We start from the raw sequence: 20,367 nt of genomic DNA, 5'->3' as shown, positions 1-20,367 counted from the left end.
ACCTCATAGATTTAAAACATCAGACGAAACTAAAAATATTCCACAGTATCAAAATCTGACCATAATCTCCAGTCAGTGTTCGTATTTATATTTACAATGCATGTTGGATCTTGATAGATCAAACTCTTCGCAACCGATTGAAAAAAAGGAGATTGACTAGGGAGTTGGCTATGCGTTTCTGGATGAAACCATGATTCAGTTGTATAGAGCGGTTTAGCATATACATGCTGAACGATGTCAAATTGTTCTTGATCTGTCATCCATAAACAATCCAGCAAATCTCGATGTTTGGCCATTTCTCTTAACAAAGTAATCCATTCATTTTCCTCTGTTACATCAGCTTGGCATGACTCTGGTATTTGAACATGAAAATAGTCTCCATTTAATCTAATTCGTAAAGGATGCTTTGTGAACCCATGTTCTATCTCATCATCATCTATTATTTCATGATGATGATCCACGAAATCAAAAAGCTCATCCAGTAGAAAATTGATTGATCCATTCTTTAAATCATGACCAATCGCATAAAAATCAATAGACGGTCCTACCTTCGATAAACCGAATAATTGAATCGTAATCAGCCAATTTTCCTCTCTAGTAAATAGAGAAAGCTTCCCTTTGGCAAAATCAAAGTTTACATTATCTAATAATGGAAACTCTTTATTTAGAAAAGACTCATCTAGTATAGATAACACATTGTCTATTTGATTCATGTCTTCCTCCTTATGAAGTTATTTCATTCTACGTTTGTATAATTTCGAATCAGTTCTTTTTTAAAATCATCAGGAAGTTTTTGATTCGGAAATACAACTGAAATCCAGCCTAATACAATCTCATCTAAAATTCTCCACGTTTTTAACAATTGTTTATTCATTTGTTCTAATTGAAGAATCGCTAGTACTCCTATCTCATAACCTCTGTCGCCATAAATGATCCATTTCGCAGAAGGGGAAACCCATATCACACGTGAAGCAATATCCATTATGCTATCATTTACACTCTCTATCGGATAATCCGTTAAAAGATCGAGGTAATCACTTGGTGTGAGGTTTAACGATACTTTCACCCAAGGATAATAACCAAAATCATGATAATAATCATCCATGCTCTTCTGCTCATCTAATACAGCCATGAGTATATAGTCATCATGATGATTCAAAGCTAAACCTTTTAATATTTCCCAACCATCATCTGATAACAACCAATGGAATTCTTCGAATAAATAATGAGGGGTTTTCGTTTTCAACACTTGATCAGGGAATGTCTTCGTACTGTGAATGAGCGAATGAACAAACGATAGAACATGTTCAAGTTCTTTTGGATCGGATATAAACAAATGTTTCACTTTATGCTCCTTTCATATCTTCGGGTAAGTCTATCATTAGTCGTTGATACTCCATCTCACCGCTTGTAACATGACGCATAATGAGAAAGCATTTGAGTGTAATAATCATTGAATGTTTTTTGGTCCTTCAATAAGCCTTCAAGCCAATTTGCTAAAACAGGGTGATCCATTCGTTTCCATCCTTCTTTTAATAACCTATTTTTCACAGAATCTTTTGTTGATATCATCCCTATTACACAAATTCCCATATCCCTATCTGCCCAAATCGCCCACTGCAAAGAATGAGCTAACCAGACAACTATATTCGAATTCGTGATTATATTATCCGCTATGGAACCTTTTGGGTGCATCCATAGTGCGTTTACATAATCCTCACTTGAAATGTTCACACTCGCTTTGACCCAATTAAAATAACCAAATTCCTTTAAATAATATTGAGTTGGATCTGGTTGAAGTACTGCAGTTAAAAATTCTCTATCTTGTGTAACAGTTGATAACTCTTTAATGGTTGGTAAAATATCATTACTCAATGCCCAATCAAACTCTTGAAACAAAAAACAATCAAATGTCTTACGGAAGACTTGTTGTGGTAGCTCTTTATTTGTGTCAAACACATGGTCTACTAAATTCTGATAGAATTTGAATTCTTTTTCTGAACGAATAAATAAGTCTTCAAGCCGTTTCAAACAACTACCTCCACTCTTGTCGAACTAGTAGTTTTTTAATTCTTCCTCTATATCTTCTTTTAATGTTTGAATTTCAATTGACACCGAATTATTTCGATTATAGAAAATGGACGGATTGATTCCATCTGCTATCATTCCCGGCAGCCACTCTTCTATGAAATCGTCTAAATCAATCATTTCTGGCACTGTTTTTCCCCATTGGTCGATCGCACAATAAGCGGCATGTTCCTCTGTCGGCCAAAAATGAAGCTGCGGTACACGATGTTCATCCTCTGACATCACCCACCCCTTCTCGTTTCTTAATGACCAAACCTCTACAAAATCAACGCTCTTTTGATGAAATAGGCATAACGCTTTGTCGCAGGTAATTGCATGGTGGTTTCTAATTCTTTCGGATGCATAGACATTGCGTCACGCCTTTTATTTATAAATGGGCTTAACCATAAGAATTTAGCAAGCTCATACATAGGAACTATTTGTATTCTTCTAACCAGTCATTCAAATCATCTACAGAATGTAAGTAAGAATTAGGTGAATCTTTCAAATCAATTCCACTTAAAAGAATCAGCATATCCCAAACTTGATCATCGTCTATTTTTGGATCGTCTGCAGAAACGTAAATTTCAGCCCAATCAGACACTTGTTCTCTTGTGATCGTCCCCTTTAAGACATTTCGTATTTTATTTAAACAGTCTAGCATTTTTGGTTCAGCCATTTATTACACCATTCCTTTTTCAAAACTTATTTTGCGCTGTAAACTGCCTATATTTCATATTTAATAATATCCTCCATTGACATACCTTTAAAATATAATGAAAGAATGCTTATAATAGTGTATTCGCCAAGCATACCAATCGGGTTAAATATCATTTTAGCCGTTTTTGGGTCAGCAACCTCTAAGTCCATAACAGGTGCATTGTGACCTTCTTTCCCCTTGCTTACGTAATAATTTCCATCTCGGTATTCCACGAATTTCAGATTTTGAAGATTCTCTTCTTTTATAAAATCTTGATTTATTTTTGTGATGACATTCCATGAACCATTTAAAAAGCCTGTCAGACCTGTATTTGCAACAAATAGTTCATTCTCTTTTTTCATCAATTGTTTTAATTCATTTTTTTCTATTCTTTCATCAACAAACAAATCATAGTATTGGATTAAAATATCATCATATTGATTTTTCCCCTCACCCGCAATGATCAAAGCATAGCTCAATTTCCCAACTTCTTTTAATGGGAGTTCAAATATAGCTCCTGGTTCTACTTTACTTAAAGTTTTTACTTTTTTAGTTGTTATTTTAATATCCGTTACTTCTTTGTCGTTTAAATCATCAAAATAGTGACTCCCTCCATTGTTTAAAGCCATCATAATTGTCAAAAGCATCTCATCAATCGTTGGCTTTCTCTTCAAATGTTCCTCAGTCATTTCATAGAATTGTTCAATCGCTTCTTCAAAAATATCTAATCCATCATCACCAATTATGATATTTTTTTTCTTATGTTCTTCTTCCCAAAAACCCATTGAAAGCATACACTCCTTATCTATGTTTTCTTGATTCCGACAAGTAATATTTATACTTTTTGTTCTTTTTACTAATTGGTCTTATTTTATTTCGAAGCTTTTTCTTTCCACCATAAAGTTTAACTGTTTTTTCGGTATTCGTTTATGATCGATAACAAGACTCGAGCTCCCGCAACAAGTGCAATAAATAAAATTATCGGACCATATAACAGTATCTTCTTCAAAAGAGACGATATCATCTGGATAACTAGAATCTAATAAGTATTGATAACGTTTCTTTAATTCATCGAATAAGCCTTGTTTATCCCCGCTGATTTTCATGGCCCTCTCCCCATTCTCTCAATGTTTTTAATTCTGATTTAGACACTAATGAGATCTTCCTATACACTGCAAATAAATTCCTGTGAGTCGAAACATACTTTTTTCGATTCTATCGCGAATAACATACAATCTATGTTAAATATAAAGTTTGCATGTGAATCAAATTCTTCAAGTTGTTTATTTTTAAGGTTCCCTATCCCATGAGGATGAGGATGGTAACTGATGCTGATCCACGAAATCAAAAAGCTCATCCAACAGAAAATTGATTGGACCATTATTCAACTCATGACCCATCTCAAAAGAATCAATAGCCGGTTTTAACTTCGATAAACCGAATAATTGAATCTTGAACAACCAATTTTCCTCTCTAGTAAATAGAGAAAGCTTTACTTTGGCAAAATCAAAGTTCTCGTTATCTAATAGTGGAAACTCTTTATTAGAAAAGACTTATCTAGTATGAATAATCATTTCTTCCTTTCTTTTTGAAGCATTGCTTTCTTTTCTCACTTATATTTTCAGTATTTTTAGTTATTTCGAGTCCTCGCAAAACTAAGAATCACTAGATTAAAATTGAGTTGCGTATTTTTCTTACCATTGTTTTTATTAATCTAAATTTATAACAAAACCTCTTTTCTAAAGAAAAGAGGTTTTGTTAAATTAAAGTTGATAATTATAGTTAGATTTGTAATCTATAATCCTAAGATATCTTTCCAATATAAATATTATTATATTCATCTAATCCAGCAATAATATTATTATGTGATGTTATATCGGTGAATACTATTTTTTCATTAGTTTGCAAATCTAATAGACTTAAATCAAAATAATTTACAAAATCATTCGTTTTAAAAGCTTTACTGATTTCATAGTTAAGGGGGTCCCTTATAAAAAGATATAAACTTGATTTATGTTCACAAATAGCAGTCAAATCTAAATCTATTTTTCTAGTTTCAACAAATTTATCTGATACTAAATCTATTTTTTTAAATATTTTTTCACCTAATACACTAAAGTAGAGATATACATATGATCCAGTTACAAATGAATCATAATAGTGATCAATTGGATGAGGCTTTTCTTTATCTAATACTGGTTTGATTCTAAAAGTAGAATCAAACCTATTAAATCCCTTTTCACTTAATTCTCCATCGATCATCGAGAAAATTCCCATTTCATCATAGCCTACCCAAATATTTTGATCGTTGTCTATCTTAATAGAATTGATATAACGTCCAGCATAAAATGATTTATAAAATCCCTTTATAGGATTCCAAAAATATACATTTGGAGTCTCATCAATAATACCATCTTCATATTCTCTATCAAAAATCAAAAGATAATCATCTTTACACTTTAGTACAGAGGTAATCTGATCAATCGTAGTTACACTATACTCATAGTGTAACTCCTGTTCACTAATATGGTAAACATATAAATTATTAACATATTTATTCGCGTCAACTTCCTTTTGTAGAACAAATACTAAATACTCTTCGTTTAAGCTAAAACAACTAAGTTCTCTCTCATTAATATCCAGATTAAGTTTTTTAAAATAAATTTCCTGCATACTATCCTCATTTCTATTTTTAATAGTAAGATTTAAAGATCAATACGGATAACTTGTCACAACATAGTCTCCTGATTTTACTACCTTTACTTTTCTAGTCAATTTACCTTTTGTATTTCTTCCTACTGGTTTTTTAAACACCTTAAAATGAACTGTTCTCCCATCTGCTTGAGTGTATGCTGGTTTTTTTCTAGCAGTCGCCCTAGTAGTTCTCTTTAAAGTTTTTGAACTTTTGAATTTACTTTTAGGTCTTTTATTAGGCATTTTAGCTTTAGATTTTGGACCATGCTCTTGTTTTATATGTCGCCAGTTAATATTAGATTTTTTAGAAGGTTTCGCAAAATTATAAACCCTTTTCGCTCCCTTTAATTTTCCACCACCCAAAAATCCTGATACGGTTGCAGCCGCTACACCTTTCCAATCTTTCCCTGATTTATGTGCTTTGTATCCATCATATACCGCAAATCCTGCATTGACAACAAACCATACCCAATGGCCGTCTGGGTCTACATTCATGACTGGGTTGTTGTTTCCATAGGTATATCCGTTTTGATCTAGTGAATCTCCATCGCTTCCTGGGTCTGGGTCAAGTGATAGGAATACGCCATTTTTTGGTTCATAGTAGCGGGCGATTAAATAGTACAGTCCTGTTTCTTCGTCGAAGCGGTAGCCAGCATAGCGATATGGGTTTCCTTTTACTTCTTCATCTTCTTTTACTTTAGTTGGAACGCCCCATGTATCGTATTCGTACTCAGCAACGATTTTTCCTGCACTATTTGTGATGGCCATGACATCACCATGTGCATTGTAGTGATAGAAATATTTGTTTCCATTTTGCGTGAATGCAAGGAGTTGTCCACTGTCACCGTATGTGTATGCTTTTGTGACTTCGTTGTCTCCATCTGTTTCGTATAAAACATTCAGGCTGTCGCCGTCATAAAAGTAATTGGTGACTTTCCCATTCACTGTTTTTTGAATTCTGTATCCACGCTCATCATATTTGTAAGTGACAAATGGCTTGTCTTCCCCTTTTTTTGTGATGGCTTTTATGTTATCTTCTGCATCCCATTCATAAAGGAATTGGCCGTCAGACGTTCGATTGCCATTTTTGTCATAAGTCAAGGTCTCATCATTTACCTTTGTTAGTTGGTTCATGATGTTAAATGATGCGTTGATTGTTTTCTTTACACCATTTTTTTCTGTCGTAACTGTTTTTCTATTCCCAAATCCATCATATGTGTACTCAATGACCGTGCCATCTGGATGAGTTTCTTTGATCAATTGATCTAATTTTCCATACTCATAACGAATCTTCCCGTTAATGCCTTGATCAACAGTTATTCTGTTTCCATTTTGATCATATTCGTAGGCTTCGTTTAAAATCGTAGTCCCTTGGTTTGTTCCAATATGCAATTCGTTGATTAAATTACGTTCATCATATGCAAAGCTAGCACCACTGCCGTTACCTGTAATAAAGGACTGGACATTTCCATTTTCATCATAATCAAACGAATACGTAGAACTCGAATCCTTCATCTGCGTCATTTGATCAAGCTTATTGTAACTGAATTGGTTCGTCCCTTTTTGATTTCCGTGTGTCCACTCAAAGGATTTCAGTTTATCTGAATCGGTTGGATACGTCCAAGTTTGGCTACTGCCTCGCTCCGTTAACTTTGTCATACGGTTTTGTTGGTCAAACGTTCGATTTTTGGTTGTGTTTTGTTCTTTATTGACTACCGTTGTTTCGTTTCCATTTTTATCATAGCTAAAGTGATATTTTTCTGTTCCATTATATGACTTTGATTTCACTCTGTCTGTTCCATCATACGTGAGAGAAACTTCATGTCCATTGGCAGAAATGGTTTTGATTAAGTTGCTATTTGCATCATATTCACTTTTCAACACATTCCCTAATGGATCAATCGTTTTTGTCAATTTACCCATCAGGTCGTATTCAAATTGATACGTCTGATCTGAATCAGCACGAATAGTTTTCGACCGTTCATTTCCCTCTTTATCGTAGGTTCTCACGATGGATGTCCCGTTAGATAAAGTGATTTTCTTCAGCTGATCGGCTTGGTCGTATTCAAATGTTGTTTTTTCGCCTTTCGCATCTGTTTCAGAAAGCTTTTTGCCCGTTTCATCGTAGGTAGATTGAGATGAGTAACCAAGCTCATCCTCTTCTTTAACAGCATAATTTCCCTTCTCGTCGTAAGTGGTTTTCGTTAACAGGCTACCTTCTACTAGGCGGATATCATCAAACCAAGCCGTTCCAGTCGCGCTTTTTTGGAAAACGATCTGAACGTCGACTTTTTTCAACGGTTTTGTTTTTGGTATGACAACCGCCGCTCGGTTCCACTCTTGTGTACCAGTTGGGAATTTCGCATTAAACGTTCCTGTTGTGCCATCTGTATACGTAACGGACGCTTGAAGTGAGTAATCATTTTCATTTGATACTTTGACATTTTCAGCCTTAGACATCCCAGTCAGTGTGACATACACAGGTTGATCATTCGTACTTTGCTCAATTGGGACAGATTGTTTATAGATGACATTCGCTTGAGATGAAGAAGTTCTAGTCATTTTTAACGAAACGTCATCGTTAAAGCCTTCTTCATTATCTAATGAACCACCTGTTCCACTCCAACCTGTTGTTTTATCCGTAAAGGAATTATTTTTGACTGGATTATAACTTGAAGAAACTTCGCCTTTTTCCAGTTGAATCTCATCGAACCAGGCTTTTCCTTTTCCAGCTTTATCTCGATGATCCACTTCCATATAGATCACAGCTTTACCTGCATGAGATGGCGTCGTAAACGTGACTTGACGCTTTGTCCAATCATTTTTGCCTGATAATGTGCTGTAGCCGTTACTGATCCATTGAATTCGCTTGTTGTTTGTATCTCTTAAATCGATGTTAAAAAATGCTCTTGCTTTCGTTAGCTCAGTCTTTATTTTTCCACTAAGTGTATACGTTGTATTTGGCTCTAGTGTCACTTCTTGAGTAGCCGAAGAATAGCCAAGTTCAGTTCCTTCAGTTGTCGATTGTGAACTGATCTCTAATACTTTACTACCAGACAAAGCACCACTTTTTCCAGCTGTTTGCGCTAACTTCCCATCATCCTTAGATGCTGTAAGCTTCCAGCCAGTTAACGTATCTTCAAAGCTACCATTTTTTAATATACTCGCAGCTGCAGCAAGTTCTTTACTCGTTTGTACCAAATTCCCGTAAGAATCATAAATACTTGCTGAAGACATATTTCCACTTTGATCCGTTTCAGATACAGCATTTAACCCATCGTAGGCGATATCTGTGATATCTCCTTCTGTATCTTTCACTTTAGTGACGTCATTGTTTTTGTTATATTCGTAGGTTTCTGTGCCGTAAGCATCCTTTGCCTGAATGACGTTGCCATTTTTGTCATACGAATAGCTTTCTGTAGCTTTTCCTTTTTCTACATCATTGGGGTCAGTTTCTTCTACGATTTGGTTGCCTTCATATTTCGTTTTAGTGGTGATTTTAAGCCCTTCCGCATCATCTACTACTTGAATTGGATTAGCTGCTTCGTTGTACGTATACTGTATTTTTCGGCCGTTTGGCTGCGTTAGCATGAGTGTCTTTTTAGACATATCATATGCATACTCAAAGGTTTCTTTTTTTGCATTGATTGCTTTGACTAAACGGTGATTTTCATATTGGTATTCTGTAAAAACAGGCTGATCTTCTGTGCTGTTTTGAGAAAATTGTTTAATCAATTTGCCTTCTTTGTCGTATTCATACGAGATGCTCGTTCCATCTGAGTCAATGACTTTCACTAGTAGGCCTGCATCGTACTCATATGAAAGCTTTTTCCCTTTTGGTCCTTGAACCGAGATGATATGACCATCTGCATCATATTCGATTGTTATTTTTCGTCCAGATGCATCTTCTATTGATGTGAGCTGATTGTTTTCGTTATATTCGTATGTCGTTGTATTTTTATGTCCATCTACAATCTTAGTGATCTTCCCACCATTTTTACTAAAGTGCGCAAAGGTTTGATCCTTCGTTTTTAACATGTATTCATCTTTTGATTCCGTTAATTCAAGGAAAATACCTGTTGGTGGTTGATACGTACCATCTGCTTTTTTTGTAAAAACATGAGTTGTGGCGTCCTCATCAAGATAGATGGCACCTTCTTTTGTTGGCGTGATGCTTGTTTCTACATCTGCGTACCACCCTTGACCAAACAGATGGTCAGCTGCATCTAAACTGTTGTACGTTCTGCCAATTCCTAGTCCCGGTCCTCTTCCATCAATCGACATTTCTTCTTCACTGACAATCATATTACCAGTTGCACCATTGAGCTGGCCGTCTGGTATATCAATAATCGACCAATAATCCTCTGTTCCAAGGAATTCTACACCTTCATGGAATGTCGGGTTAAAGGCTGGTGTCGGAATGGTTTCTCCATTTGCATCGTAGGCGGAAAGAGTAAAGGAGTAGTTCTTGCGTCCTTTGTAATTTCCATTCGCATTTTCATATACGGGTGAAGGATCTAGTGCTAGTTCCCCTCCCTTACCATCAGTATGGAGTACATATTTTCCATTTTTAATTTCATCAGGAGTTGGCCAGATGTTCTTGTTTTGTGTCGTCCAATGATCGACATCACCCACATCAAATGATTGATATGCCTTACCATTATAGATATTGATTTTATACCCTTTTGCATTTTTCACTTTGTCCCAATGTAAATTGATGTAACCAGTTTGGCTCTCTTTTGTATTGGTATAAGCATATCCAGATAAAGCTTTCGGTCTAGATAGATCAGGTAAAGTTGGTCCAGCTGGCGGCGAAGCAATGGCTTCTCCATCTTTATTGTAGGCAATCACTCTGAAGGAATAATGTTTTTGAGACGCATCTCCTCCAGCATTTTTATAAGTCGCACCAGGATGAATTGGAAGCTCTGCACCTTTTCCATCTTGCAGGTGCAATGCATATTTACCTGCTTTAATCTCAGCAGCTGTCGGCCAGACTTTTTTCCCTTTTGTTGACCAAGATGTTTGATTCCCGAGATCCAATGTCTCATAGCTTTTTCCGTTAAACATTTGAATTTTATATCCGGTTGCACCAGAAACTGGATTCCAAGAGAGATCAAAGTAACCTGTTGCGTTATTATTATTGAAACCTTTTGTACTAGGTGCTTTTGCTCTAGCCACATTCGGCACAACAGGTTTTACTTTTGCCGACATAGCACCTTCACCTTGGTCAAATATCGCACTTACAGCTACCCAATAATTTTTACTTGTCGCATAATTGCCGCCTGAGTTTTTATAAACTGGAGAAGGATCAACTGCTAATTCAGTCCCACCTTTTCCATCTAAATGGAGTTTATATTTTTTTGCGGCAATCTCGCTCGCTGTCGGCCATATATTCTTTCCTTTTGTACTCCATGACGCCACATTCCCAACTGAAATGGCTTCATACTCTTTTCCGTTATATATCCACACTTTGTAGCCTTTTGCGCCAGACACCTTTTTCCAACTTAAATTTAAGTAACCTGTACCATTTCCATTACTAAAACCTTTTACAGTTGGGGCATTTGCTTGTGGAATTGTATACGTTACTTCAATGACTGGTTTATTGGTAGAGTTTGTTGATGAAATTATTTTTTTCCAATGGTCTTGTCCATTTCCATTTGCATGTAATTTAAATCCATAGTTAGCTGTTCCGCTATTCCAAGCTTTAATGGTCGATGTCACATCATAGGTGGCCCATTGTCCTTTATATACGTTGGCTTTACCGATGTTTTTGGAACTTGGTTTATTGTTCCATGTTAGTTTTGTATGATCATAGTTTGCATTCACTGTATCCAGCCAAAGACCCGTTGCCTTCGTTCCGTAATATGAATGAGCAACATACGCTTTGAGCGTCGCTTTTGTTACATTCATATTTTGAATCGGTTTAAATGAATTAAACTTCATGAATGCGTAGTTTGTACCAGTTGTTTTGTCATAATAACCGGTTTTCAGTACATAACTTTTTAGATTAGCATCCCATTTTTGCGTAGAAGTTGAATAGTTTGTTGTTGGGTATGCACTCATAATGAATGTGTCTGATGAAACAGATAAAGAAGTCGATGGATCGATAGACACAGGATAAACTCGTTCAGGGTCCTTGAGCCATTTCTCATCAGCAGTTACACGAAGTAAATAGCCATCATCTTCTTTTTGCAATTCAAAGCTCACATCTTCTGATCGAGCCACTTCGCCTGACTTTTCATCTAGATTTGAATCGGTCATAAACGGTTTTGGAACTTGAAAAATGGTCTGTTTTTTCTGATCAAAAAATCTAATAGAACCATCTTCCTCAATTTCTCCAGTTAGATCTGTCTTTATTTTAAATGTAAAAGAATTGTAGCCATCATATCGTTTGAGTACAATATCTTCTTTGATATTTTCATTAAAAGTAAATGATCGTAAATCAATATGTGGAAATACCTCTTCGTATGTAAGTTCGTTGGTGTTCTCTGTAAATTGTGCAGAGGTATCTTTGGAACGAATTTCTGATTTGTTTGTTCCTGAAGCTTTTAAAATTGAAAATTCAATTTGATGCTTCTTATGTTCGAATGTAGCATAGAGCCCTTGCTTCATTTGTTTTTGAAAGGTTGAATCCAACCTTGCATTTTCCGTTTCTATTTCTTTTTTCGAAGTTGACTTTAACTCTGGAGAGATGTCCTCCCACTCAGCACCTGGTGACTCTTTTATATGAATTGGGTCAGGATATACTTCTTGCGTAAATACCCCCTCTCCTTCATAGAAAAGTTTGCTGTTTTCTGTTCTTTCCGAAAGAACTTCTCCGTCTTTTCCAATTTCAGCTTCATCAATCCCTGCCATTTCAAGGGTCTTTGAATCGTCTGTTTCTTGCATGCTGTTAGGACTTGATTTTGTATTTTCTACATGTTCTTCTGCAAAAATGTCAGAAGGTAACATTGATATAAGCATCACAAAGGCTAGAAGCGCTGCAATATTTCTTTTCCAATTTACTTTTCTTTTTAGATTCATATCGGTCTCCTTATCATATATTTGTAACATTTGTAACAATACGTCATATATCATAATATATTTAAAATCATGTTTCAATATTTTTCTAGAAATATACCATTCTTTCAAACTAACCCAATTATCATCTTTTTATCAATATATACCCAAATTCACTCATAAAAAAAGCACCCTAAACGGATGCTTCTACCAAATGATATTTTTTCAAAATACGATAGGTGATTTCTTTTGCTTCTAGTCCGGTGCCTTCTATATTTGTGGCGAAGATGTAGGTTTTGTTTTCCTTTTTGATGAAGCCTGCGTACCAGCCGATTCCTGATCCGGAGCCTGTTTTTCCGTATAGCGTGGCGTGTTTCTCTTCTTCTTGTATCATCATTCGTTTGACGGTTCTCATAACCAATAGGTCAAATGGGAGACTTTCTTCATATAGATGTTTAAGGAAATGGACTTGTTCTACTGGAGAAATGCGCAACGTACTGCTTAGCCAAAATTGATCGATTCCGCCAGATATGTCTTGATTCCCATAATGAATGGCGTTTATCCAATGGCTCATGCGTTCTTCCCCGATGTCACGCGCCATGGCTTGATAATACCAGACGACTGAATCTCTCATGCAGAGACCAGTGTATGGTCCTTATTCCAGTTATCACTCTCTCTTTTTACTCCGTCCCAATATTTGAAATCGTATTCATCTTTAACTGCGCCAGTTTGAAGTTCGATTAAGGCATTTGCTATTTTAAACGTTGATTGTGGTGCAAAGCGCTGTTTCGCTCTTTTTTTGTTATAGTTATACACCCAAGGTAATTTTTCTTTTACTTCTTGAATCAAAAATGTGCCTTCCCGCTCTTTCATGAATTCATCGACGGACTATTTTGGAGATGTTCCTTCACTTGATGCAGGCTTGCTCATACATAGTGCTGCAAGCATCACGCCAGCAATCAGCCATTTCATCTTCTTTTTTTGCAAACAATCACTCTCTTTGCTCATGATTGCAATCGATTCTAGCATGCTGACTGATCAGAAATAAGAGCCGCTCGTCCTCTTTTTCAATCAAAAAAGCCGGTTTTATCCGGCTTTCTGTTTATTGTACGTTCATTTTTTCTCTTCAATCGCTTGCTTTGCAATTTTCGAAATCGTCATATCGTCCATTGGGGGGTTATGAAGGCCAGCACGAATGTCTCGATAGTAACGTTGAAGCGGGCAGCTAAGGCTTAAGCTTTTTGCACCGACTAAACGCATGGCTTTATCGACCACTTGCAAACTATGATTGACGACTGTATGCTTCACAGCACCGAATTCATTGATTAACAGCTCTCTTTTCTCTGGCTGCTCATACAATGTTGTCGTTGAATAGATGACATGGCGTGCTTGCTTTAGTAGTAAATCAATTTCGCCAATCAGTGTTTGGACATTTGGCAGTTCGCTAATCGTTCCGCTAATACTGTTCGGTGAATGGGTGATGGCATACTGAACAGCATAGTCTCTTGCCGCTTGCGCAATCCCTAAATAACAGGAAGGGATATGTGCGATCCAAGGATTCAGCGTACCGCCCCGAGGTCCTTTTTGCACTTCAACCAACATGTCATCTGGAACTTCCACTTGATCTAGAATTAAATCATGGCTCTCTGTTCCTCTCATGCCAACAACATCCCACGTTTCTTCTATAGAAACACCTTTTGTATCACGGTGAATTAAGAAGAAGCCCATCGCTTCTTTTTCTTCGATCCATACTCCGACGAGAAAGTATGTGAGTGCTGGTGACATCGTTGTGAATATTTTCCGGCCATTGATCACCCAATGATCTCCTGATTTCGTTGCAGTTGTTCCAGGTTTGCCTCCTCTTGTTGGACTCCCTGTCTGCGCCTCACTGACGGCCCGGTTCACAAGAGCCCCATTCTTGATTTCTTCAGCAAAAAATTGCAGCTGCTTCTCATTCCATAGTTTCTTTTCATAAATTTCACCAACAACTCCTTGATGCCAGCCGATCGATAAGGCAGTTGCTCCATCCATACTTCCTAGCGTTTCTTGAAAAAGGACCATATCCTTTACAGATTGACCCCCGCCCCCGTACTCAACAGGCAGAGACAACGTTGTATAGCCCAGTTCTACTAATGATTCGATATTTTGTTTAGGAAAATAGGCACCCTCATCATGTTCTTTTGCAGATTGTTCGATCGTCTCACGAAGGGATTCTAGTTGATTTAGCCAATTTTTTTGAAAATCTGTATCGACAAATAATGCTTTAGACAAAACATATCCAGCTCCTCTGTTTCTCGCAATCTATCTTATCCGATTTATCCAATAGGTATTATTAAAACACACTTTACTTATAGGATTTAATGTGTTAAATTTTATCAATATTAAGTACATATGTCAAAGGAACGTGATGCTTTTATGATTTCTGCTACTAATCTACATAAATCCTATGGGTCAACTCATGTGTTAAAAGGAATTAATTTCACCGTACAAGAAGGTGAAGTGGTCGCCATTATTGGACCGAGCGGATCAGGAAAAACAACACTTCTTCGCAGTTTAAACAGCCTTGATATCCCAGACAAAGGAACGCTGACAGTTGGAGAAGCCACGATTCAATTTGAACAATATCGAAAAAAAGATCTTCTAAAACTCAGACAGCAATCGTCTATGGTATTCCAGCATTATCACTTGTTTCAAAATAAACGAGCACTTGAAAACATCACAGAAGGATTGATTGTGTCTCAAAACATGTCTAAAAAAGAGGCAGAAAAAATCGGAGAGCAATTGTTAACGCGAATTGGGCTACTTCATAAAAAAGAAGCATTTCCAAGCGAATTATCCGGCGGTCAACAGCAGCGAATCGGAATTGCGCGTGCTCTTGCCATGAATCCTGCGGTGCTTTTATTTGATGAGCCGACGTCCGCGCTGGACCCAGAGATGGTCGGAGAAATCCTTGAAATGATGAAAGATATTGCGAGCCAAGGAATGACGATGGTCATTGTGACGCATGAAATTTCGTTTGCAAAGGATGTAGCGGATACAGTGATCTTTATGGCAGATGGGGAAATCGTTGAAAAAGGCTCACCAGAAGACGTCTTGATGAAGCCTCAGCATGAACGGACGAAACAATTTTTATCAAGAATTCATCGCGGGATGTGGCAAGGAACGGAGGAAGACAGATGAAGCGCAAGACTTTATTCACTTCCGCTAGTATTCTTCTGTTTCTCCTCTCACTCATTGGCTGCAGTAGTGTGAAAACAACAACAGATGATGGCAGACAAATTGTCAAAGTCGCACTAAGCGCAGAAGTCAATCCGCCTTTTTTAGCCACAAATGACCAAAACGAGCCGATTGGCTATAACATCGATTATTTAAATGAAGTCGAGAAACGTTTGCCACACGTTCATTTTGATTATATCTTTGGCGAGGAAGAATCCAATTTAATTGGGATTGGCGCTGGGAAATTTGAAATGGCGGCTAATTGGTTTTTCAGTAATCCTGAACGCGAAAAACGTTTTCTCTATCCTAAGGTTCCATACGGCTATTCGATGACAGGCTTAATTGTGAATGAATCAGAGCAAGATATTCAATCTCTTGACGATATGACATCAAAAAAGCTCGCCCCCGTCAGTCCTAGCGGCGGCCTTCGTTCCATATTAAATCAATATAATGAAGAAAATGATCCAAAAATTCCGCTCACCACCATTGAAAGTCCTTCAAACGAACTCAATTTAAAACGAGTCGAAAGCGGACGATCCGATGCGGCTTTTATGAATATTTCGACCTTTGATACGATTCAAAAACATCTTCACCTGAAAGTCAAAGTGGGCGGTATTGTCTCAAAGGAACCTATTTATCTTGTCTTACAGCCTAGTCAAAAGAAACTAGCATCAGAATTGGACCGAGTGACACAAGAGATGATCGAAGATGGAACATTACCTGACCTTGCGAAGAAATGGTTTGGCGTTGATTTCTTTCAAGATATTGACTATATATCAGAGCAAGGCTATCAATATGAAGAAAGGAAGGAAGCGCCATGACGTTTACAGCTGGAGATTGGCTGAGCATCTTTTTACAGGTGGTTGATCGTCTGCCACTCACATTTCTTATGATTGTGGTGTCTTTGTTTTTTGCCATCATCATCGGATTGCTATTTGCCTGTATTCGAATCAAACAAATGCCAGTGCTGAAACAATTGGCGGTCATTTATTTGTCATTTACACGAAGTACGCCGCTCATTGTTCAGTTATTTCTGATTTATTTTGGCCTACCTCAGCTTTTACTCATGGCCGGTATTCAAATCAATCATTGGGATCGTGTGTTATTTGTCATGATCACATTCTCTTTACATACGGGCGCTTATTTATCTGAAGTCTTTCGCAGTGCCTATTCCTCTGTGGGGAGAGATCAGCTTGAAGCAGCTTACATTGTTGGGATGACAGATACGCAGGCATTAATGAGGATCATTATTCCGCAAGCCTTTCTCATTGCACTTCCGAACCTCGGAAATTACACCATTGATCTCGTAAAAGATACCGCCATTGCATTTACAATCGGACTCATTGATATGATGGGACAGGTCAAAATCATCCTAGGCAATAACTACGGGATAGGGATGTTTGAAGTGTACGTCATCATTGCAATTGTGTATTGGCTGATTTGCATCAGTATTGAACTGATCACGATGCTACTGGAAAGAAAGTTTGTGAAAGGCCGCACCAGCCTGTCACGCTAAGGAGGCGATTTGATGCAAACCATTGATATATCATTTGCGATTGACCAAATACCACATATTCTAAAAGGCGTTCCCTTTACCTTATTGATTGCACTTGTTTCTATGGCTGTGAGCCTTTTGATTGGATCTGTTTTTGCTTTCATTCGCCTCTTTCGTATCCCTGTGCTCCGCCAGCTGGTCACACTCTATGTCTCATTTTTTAGAGGAACACCTCTCATTGTTCAGTTGTTTGCTTTCTTTTATGGCATTCCATTTGTTCTGACCAAAATAAATAGCACTTTTGGGTTGACCTTTCACCCGGATATGGTCTCCCCGCTTACCGTTGCCCTTATCACCTTCAGCCTGCATTCAGCCGCACATTTAACAGAAGTGGTCCGAAGCGCACTTCTTGCAGTAGACAGAGGGCAGCTTGAAGCGGCAAAAATCGTTGGCATGACCACCAGACAGGCGATGATTCGCATTATTTTACCGCAAGCGTTTGTGGTTGCCCTGCCAAACCTAGGAAATCAGCTCATTCAGCTGTTAAAAGCCACATCCCTTTCGTTTACAATTGGTGTACTGGAAATCATGGGAATCTCTCGCATCATTGCAAATGATGGCTACAAGTTTTTAGAAACGTATCTTGTCTCTGCTTTGATCTATTGGATGCTTAGTATTTTCTTTGAACTCGCTTTTGCTTTGTTAGAGAAACGAGTCAGCGTGTACGGAAAATCTCTTGGACGTTAAAAAAAAGAGAATGGCAGATGCCCTTCTCTTTGTCGTCCTACTTATTCAGCACTGACTAAAATTTTCACTTGATCTTTTTCATTGATTAATGCATGGAAGCCTTCCTCGATCACATCGTCCAGCTTGATTTTTTTCGTGACGAGTGTATCCGCAGAGAAATAGCCTTTTCTCATTAGGTTTAATACAGATGGGAAGATATTTCTATAGCCAATGATGCCTTTGATTGTCCGTTCTTTAATGACAATGTCATTCGGCAGAATTTCTGCACCTTGCTCCCAAATACTCACAATGACCGTTTCACCTGAAATTCTAGTTGATTGGATGGCTTGCTTCAATACAACAGGTACACCTGTCACTTCAAAAGAAACATCGACTCCACCGTTTGTACGGCGGGCGATTTCTTGAACAACATCTTCATATTGAGAAGGATCTACAATGATCGCTCCAAGCTCTTTTGCTTTTTCTTGGCGCTCTTTTGATAATTCCACTGCATAAATATCTGTAGCACCAGCCGCTTTCAGCGCTTCAATGACAAGTAAGCCAATTGGTCCGCAGCCAAACACAGCCGCTGTATCCCCAGCTTTTAGTTTACTAGAACGAACGGCATATAAAGCAACTGCAGCAGGTTCTACGAGTGCACCTTGTTCATATGAGATTTCGTCTGGCAATAAATGAAGTAATTCTTCATCGACTGATACATATTCAGAGAATCCACCGCCGCCACCGGCAAGTCCTAAAAATCCCAAGTTTTCATCTAAGTTGTAGGCACCTTGATGCCCGTGAGTTGCAAAAATAGGTTCTACAACGACTCGATCACCTACTTTGTAATCGCTCACACCTTCTCCTACCTCAACAACCTCACCTGAAAACTCATGACCAAGTGTCACAGGTGCTTTTTCTTTTGTCAGTGGATGAGGTTCATTGACCGGAATGAAGATAGGCCCTCCTAAATATTCATGTAAATCACTACCACAAATGCCGCACCATTTTACTTTAAGCTTCACTTTTCCTGGAGCAACTGTTGGTTCGTCAATTTCCTCTAGTCGAATGTCCTTTTGATCGTGCCAGCGTAGTGCTTTCATTTGTAAGACTCCTTTTCTCTTTTTTTTAATTAACTTACTTAAATAATGATAACATAATTTTTAAAATTTTCTAAGAAAGATGCACTATTTTTTTGACAGTCAATGGACGAAAAATGACAAAACATAGCAATAGACAAATAAGAAGCATACATAGGCAGCCAATTATGACAGAAGTACGTATCGATAACACATGCGCCAATACGCCGCATATTCCTGTCATCATCATCGTCAGAACAGCTTCACATAACGCATAAAAACTTGCCACTCTCCCCATGACCTCTACCGGGATATTCGTTTGATAAAAAGTCATAAAACCGGTGTTTGCAAATGCTAAAAAGAAAGCGAGAACAAAAAAGCCAACTGCTGCTGCAGTCAATGTGCTAGAAAAAGCATAGATCAAGTAACCAAAAGCCACAAACAAACTTCCCGCACCAAGCATAATAGAAACAGGCAGCCTTTCGACAATGACCGTATTGAGACATGCCCCTGCGATAATCCCTGCTCCTGCCATACTGACAAGAAATCCATATTCGGTATTGGTCAGCATCAACACTTCTTTTGCAAAAGCTGTTTCAAGTGAGTCAATAGCAGTAGGCAACACCATGATAGCGGCACTGAATAATAAATACACCGCCATCACTTGGCGAGATGTGAGACTGAAACGAAGAACAAGTGCTGCATCCTCCTTTAATATGGAAAGGGAAAACTCCTTTTGTGCCTCGTTTGTTTTTGACAAAATCGGTAAACACATTGTCAAAAGAGCGGATATCAAAAGGCAGATCGCATTCACATAAATTGAAAAGACTGGTGTGCCGATCAGAAAAAGCAGCCCTGCTACAGCGGGTCCAAGTAAAAATCCACCCGATTGTAATAAAGACCGAATGGCATTAAATCGTTTGCGGTTATCCGCTGGGATCAGTCCTGTCATATATACCATCGACGCTGGATGAAACATGGCGTGTGCCATCTGTATGAGAAACAACATAACGTATACGATCAATAAATGGCCTGAAAATAAGGCAATGGGAATACATGCAATCAGAATGGCCCGACATACATCTAGACTGATCATGACATTACGCTGATTCAGCCTGTCAATCAAACTGCCAGACCAGCTATTTGTTAAAAGAGCAGAGACAGGCCTTAGCAGATAGACGGCTGTTACAGCAAGAACGGAGCCCGTTTCCTGAAAAATCAGTAGGTGGAGAGCAATTATGTATATCCATTCTCCTATGTTCGCCATACCAATCGCTCCAAGTAAAATGCTCATATCTCGCCAATGTTTTTTCATCGTAACGTTCCCCCTATTTGTCATCAAAAAAAATCCCGCCCCCAAGACATTTCTGTCTTGAGGACGGGATTGACTC

The 20,367-nt window shown here is 37.9% G+C and carries 16 protein-coding genes and 2 pseudogenes; 4 read left to right on the top strand and 14 right to left on the bottom strand.

Annotated elements, in window-relative coordinates; genetic code table 11:
- Window positions 1-29: 29 nt before the first annotated feature.
- From GPA07_RS07845 to GPA07_RS07795, 12 genes and pseudogenes are all read right to left on the bottom strand, one after another.
- Window positions 30-713 (bottom strand): DUF7003 family protein, encoded by a 684-nt coding sequence (locus GPA07_RS07845; RefSeq protein WP_157292305.1) that lies wholly within the window; start codon window positions 711-713, stop codon window positions 30-32.
- A gap of 23 nt (window positions 714-736) precedes the next feature.
- Window positions 737-1,345: a hypothetical protein gene (locus GPA07_RS07840; RefSeq protein WP_008356136.1), complete on the bottom strand. Its 609-nt coding sequence runs from the start codon at window positions 1,343-1,345 to the stop codon at window positions 737-739.
- Between the two features lie 56 nt (window positions 1,346-1,401).
- Window positions 1,402-2,031: a hypothetical protein gene (locus GPA07_RS07835; protein WP_071168880.1), complete on the bottom strand. Its 630-nt coding sequence runs from the start codon at window positions 2,029-2,031 to the stop codon at window positions 1,402-1,404.
- A 24-nt stretch (window positions 2,032-2,055) separates the two neighbouring features.
- The gene (locus GPA07_RS07830; protein ID WP_232532123.1) at window positions 2,056-2,313 is read right to left on the bottom strand and encodes a DUF2750 domain-containing protein; all 258 of its coding nucleotides are present in this window, start codon (window positions 2,311-2,313) and stop codon (window positions 2,056-2,058) included.
- Window positions 2,314-2,503: 190 nt separating this feature from the next.
- Window positions 2,504-2,746, bottom strand: a complete 243-nt coding sequence (locus GPA07_RS07825) for a DNA-binding protein (RefSeq protein ID WP_157292304.1) — start codon at window positions 2,744-2,746, stop codon at window positions 2,504-2,506.
- A 47-nt stretch (window positions 2,747-2,793) separates the two neighbouring features.
- A complete protein-coding gene (locus GPA07_RS07820) occupies window positions 2,794-3,552 on the bottom strand; it encodes an Imm26 family immunity protein (protein ID WP_157292303.1) in 759 nt (252 codons plus the stop codon).
- Window positions 3,553-3,932: 380 nt separating this feature from the next.
- Window positions 3,933-4,124: a YxiG family protein gene (locus GPA07_RS19150; protein ID WP_083381164.1), complete on the bottom strand. Its 192-nt coding sequence runs from the start codon at window positions 4,122-4,124 to the stop codon at window positions 3,933-3,935.
- Window positions 4,057-4,254: pseudogene (locus GPA07_RS19145) on the bottom strand (hypothetical protein); the annotation flags it as partial. The pseudogene GPA07_RS19145 and the gene GPA07_RS19150, both read right to left, overlap by 68 nt.
- A gap of 316 nt (window positions 4,255-4,570) precedes the next feature.
- Window positions 4,571-5,440: a hypothetical protein gene (locus tag GPA07_RS07810; RefSeq protein ID WP_071168877.1), complete on the bottom strand. Its 870-nt coding sequence runs from the start codon at window positions 5,438-5,440 to the stop codon at window positions 4,571-4,573.
- Window positions 5,441-5,479: 39 nt separating this feature from the next.
- Window positions 5,480-12,484, bottom strand: coding sequence for a DNRLRE domain-containing protein (locus GPA07_RS07805; RefSeq protein ID WP_157292301.1), 7,005 nt, complete (start codon window positions 12,482-12,484; stop codon window positions 5,480-5,482).
- Window positions 12,485-12,653: 169 nt separating this feature from the next.
- A pseudogene (gene blaOXA / locus GPA07_RS07800) lies at window positions 12,654-13,348 on the bottom strand (class D beta-lactamase); the annotation flags it as partial.
- Between the two features lie 225 nt (window positions 13,349-13,573).
- Complete coding sequence (locus GPA07_RS07795; RefSeq protein WP_008358462.1) at window positions 13,574-14,731, bottom strand: acyl-CoA dehydrogenase family protein; 1,158 nt, start codon at window positions 14,729-14,731, stop codon at window positions 13,574-13,576.
- A gap of 120 nt (window positions 14,732-14,851) precedes the next feature.
- Here GPA07_RS07795 and GPA07_RS07790 point away from each other — a divergent pair, with 120 nt between their 5' ends.
- Genes GPA07_RS07790 through GPA07_RS07775 form a run of 4 tightly spaced genes read left to right on the top strand, consistent with a single transcriptional unit; the run spans window position 14,852 to window position 17,918 of the window.
- On the top strand, window positions 14,852-15,640 hold the full coding sequence (locus GPA07_RS07790) for an amino acid ABC transporter ATP-binding protein (RefSeq protein WP_082194741.1): 789 nt from the start codon (window positions 14,852-14,854) through the stop codon (window positions 15,638-15,640).
- The gene (locus GPA07_RS07785; RefSeq protein ID WP_071168875.1) at window positions 15,637-16,497 is read left to right on the top strand and encodes an amino acid ABC transporter substrate-binding protein; all 861 of its coding nucleotides are present in this window, start codon (window positions 15,637-15,639) and stop codon (window positions 16,495-16,497) included. Before GPA07_RS07790 ends, GPA07_RS07785 begins: the two co-directional genes overlap by 4 nt.
- Window positions 16,494-17,192: an amino acid ABC transporter permease gene (locus GPA07_RS07780; protein WP_008358467.1), complete on the top strand. Its 699-nt coding sequence runs from the start codon at window positions 16,494-16,496 to the stop codon at window positions 17,190-17,192. The genes GPA07_RS07785 and GPA07_RS07780 overlap by 4 nt, the downstream gene beginning before the upstream one ends.
- A gap of 12 nt (window positions 17,193-17,204) precedes the next feature.
- Window positions 17,205-17,918, top strand: coding sequence for an amino acid ABC transporter permease (locus GPA07_RS07775; protein ID WP_008358470.1), 714 nt, complete (start codon window positions 17,205-17,207; stop codon window positions 17,916-17,918).
- A 41-nt stretch (window positions 17,919-17,959) separates the two neighbouring features.
- On the opposite strand, the gene GPA07_RS07770 is transcribed toward GPA07_RS07775, so the two are convergent.
- Both GPA07_RS07770 and GPA07_RS07765 read right to left on the bottom strand, forming a co-directional pair.
- Window positions 17,960-19,000, bottom strand: a complete 1,041-nt coding sequence (locus tag GPA07_RS07770; protein WP_008358472.1) for a 2,3-butanediol dehydrogenase — start codon at window positions 18,998-19,000, stop codon at window positions 17,960-17,962.
- 70 nt (window positions 19,001-19,070) lie between these two features.
- The gene (locus GPA07_RS07765; RefSeq protein ID WP_008358474.1) at window positions 19,071-20,291 is read right to left on the bottom strand and encodes an MFS transporter; all 1,221 of its coding nucleotides are present in this window, start codon (window positions 20,289-20,291) and stop codon (window positions 19,071-19,073) included.
- Window positions 20,292-20,367: the final 76 nt, after the last annotated feature.

Origin of the sequence: Bacillus sp. ms-22 (assembly GCF_009759805.1) — a bacterium.
Lineage (GTDB): Bacteria > Bacillota > Bacilli > Bacillales > Bacillaceae > Bacillus > Bacillus xiamenensis.
The sequence above is the reverse complement of the archived record's forward strand: the minus strand, read 5'-3'. Positions and strand labels throughout refer to the sequence as shown.

Excerpts from the sequence above, each read along its gene's own strand:
- GPA07_RS07820 (WP_157292303.1), bottom strand. The coding sequence starts at position 3,552 with ATGGGTTTTTGGGAAGAAGAACATAAGAAAAAAAATATCATAATTGGT.
- GPA07_RS07790 (WP_082194741.1), top strand. The coding sequence starts at position 14,852 with ATGTCAAAGGAACGTGATGCTTTTATGATTTCTGCTACTAATCTACAT.
- GPA07_RS07775 (WP_008358470.1), top strand. The coding sequence starts at position 17,205 with ATGCAAACCATTGATATATCATTTGCGATTGACCAAATACCACATATT.
- GPA07_RS07825 (WP_157292304.1), bottom strand. The coding sequence starts at position 2,746 with ATGGCTGAACCAAAAATGCTAGACTGTTTAAATAAAATACGAAATGTC.
- GPA07_RS07765 (WP_008358474.1), bottom strand. The coding sequence starts at position 20,291 with ATGAAAAAACATTGGCGAGATATGAGCATTTTACTTGGAGCGATTGGT.
- GPA07_RS07810 (WP_071168877.1), bottom strand. The coding sequence starts at position 5,440 with ATGCAGGAAATTTATTTTAAAAAACTTAATCTGGATATTAATGAGAGA.
- GPA07_RS07770 (WP_008358472.1), bottom strand. The coding sequence starts at position 19,000 with ATGAAAGCACTACGCTGGCACGATCAAAAGGACATTCGACTAGAGGAA.
- GPA07_RS07845 (WP_157292305.1), bottom strand. The coding sequence starts at position 713 with ATGAATCAAATAGACAATGTGTTATCTATACTAGATGAGTCTTTTCTA.
- GPA07_RS07785 (WP_071168875.1), top strand. The coding sequence starts at position 15,637 with ATGAAGCGCAAGACTTTATTCACTTCCGCTAGTATTCTTCTGTTTCTC.
- GPA07_RS19150 (WP_083381164.1), bottom strand. The coding sequence starts at position 4,124 with ATGAGCTTTTTGATTTCGTGGATCAGCATCAGTTACCATCCTCATCCT.
- GPA07_RS07805 (WP_157292301.1), bottom strand. The coding sequence starts at position 12,484 with ATGAATCTAAAAAGAAAAGTAAATTGGAAAAGAAATATTGCAGCGCTT.
- GPA07_RS07780 (WP_008358467.1), top strand. The coding sequence starts at position 16,494 with ATGACGTTTACAGCTGGAGATTGGCTGAGCATCTTTTTACAGGTGGTT.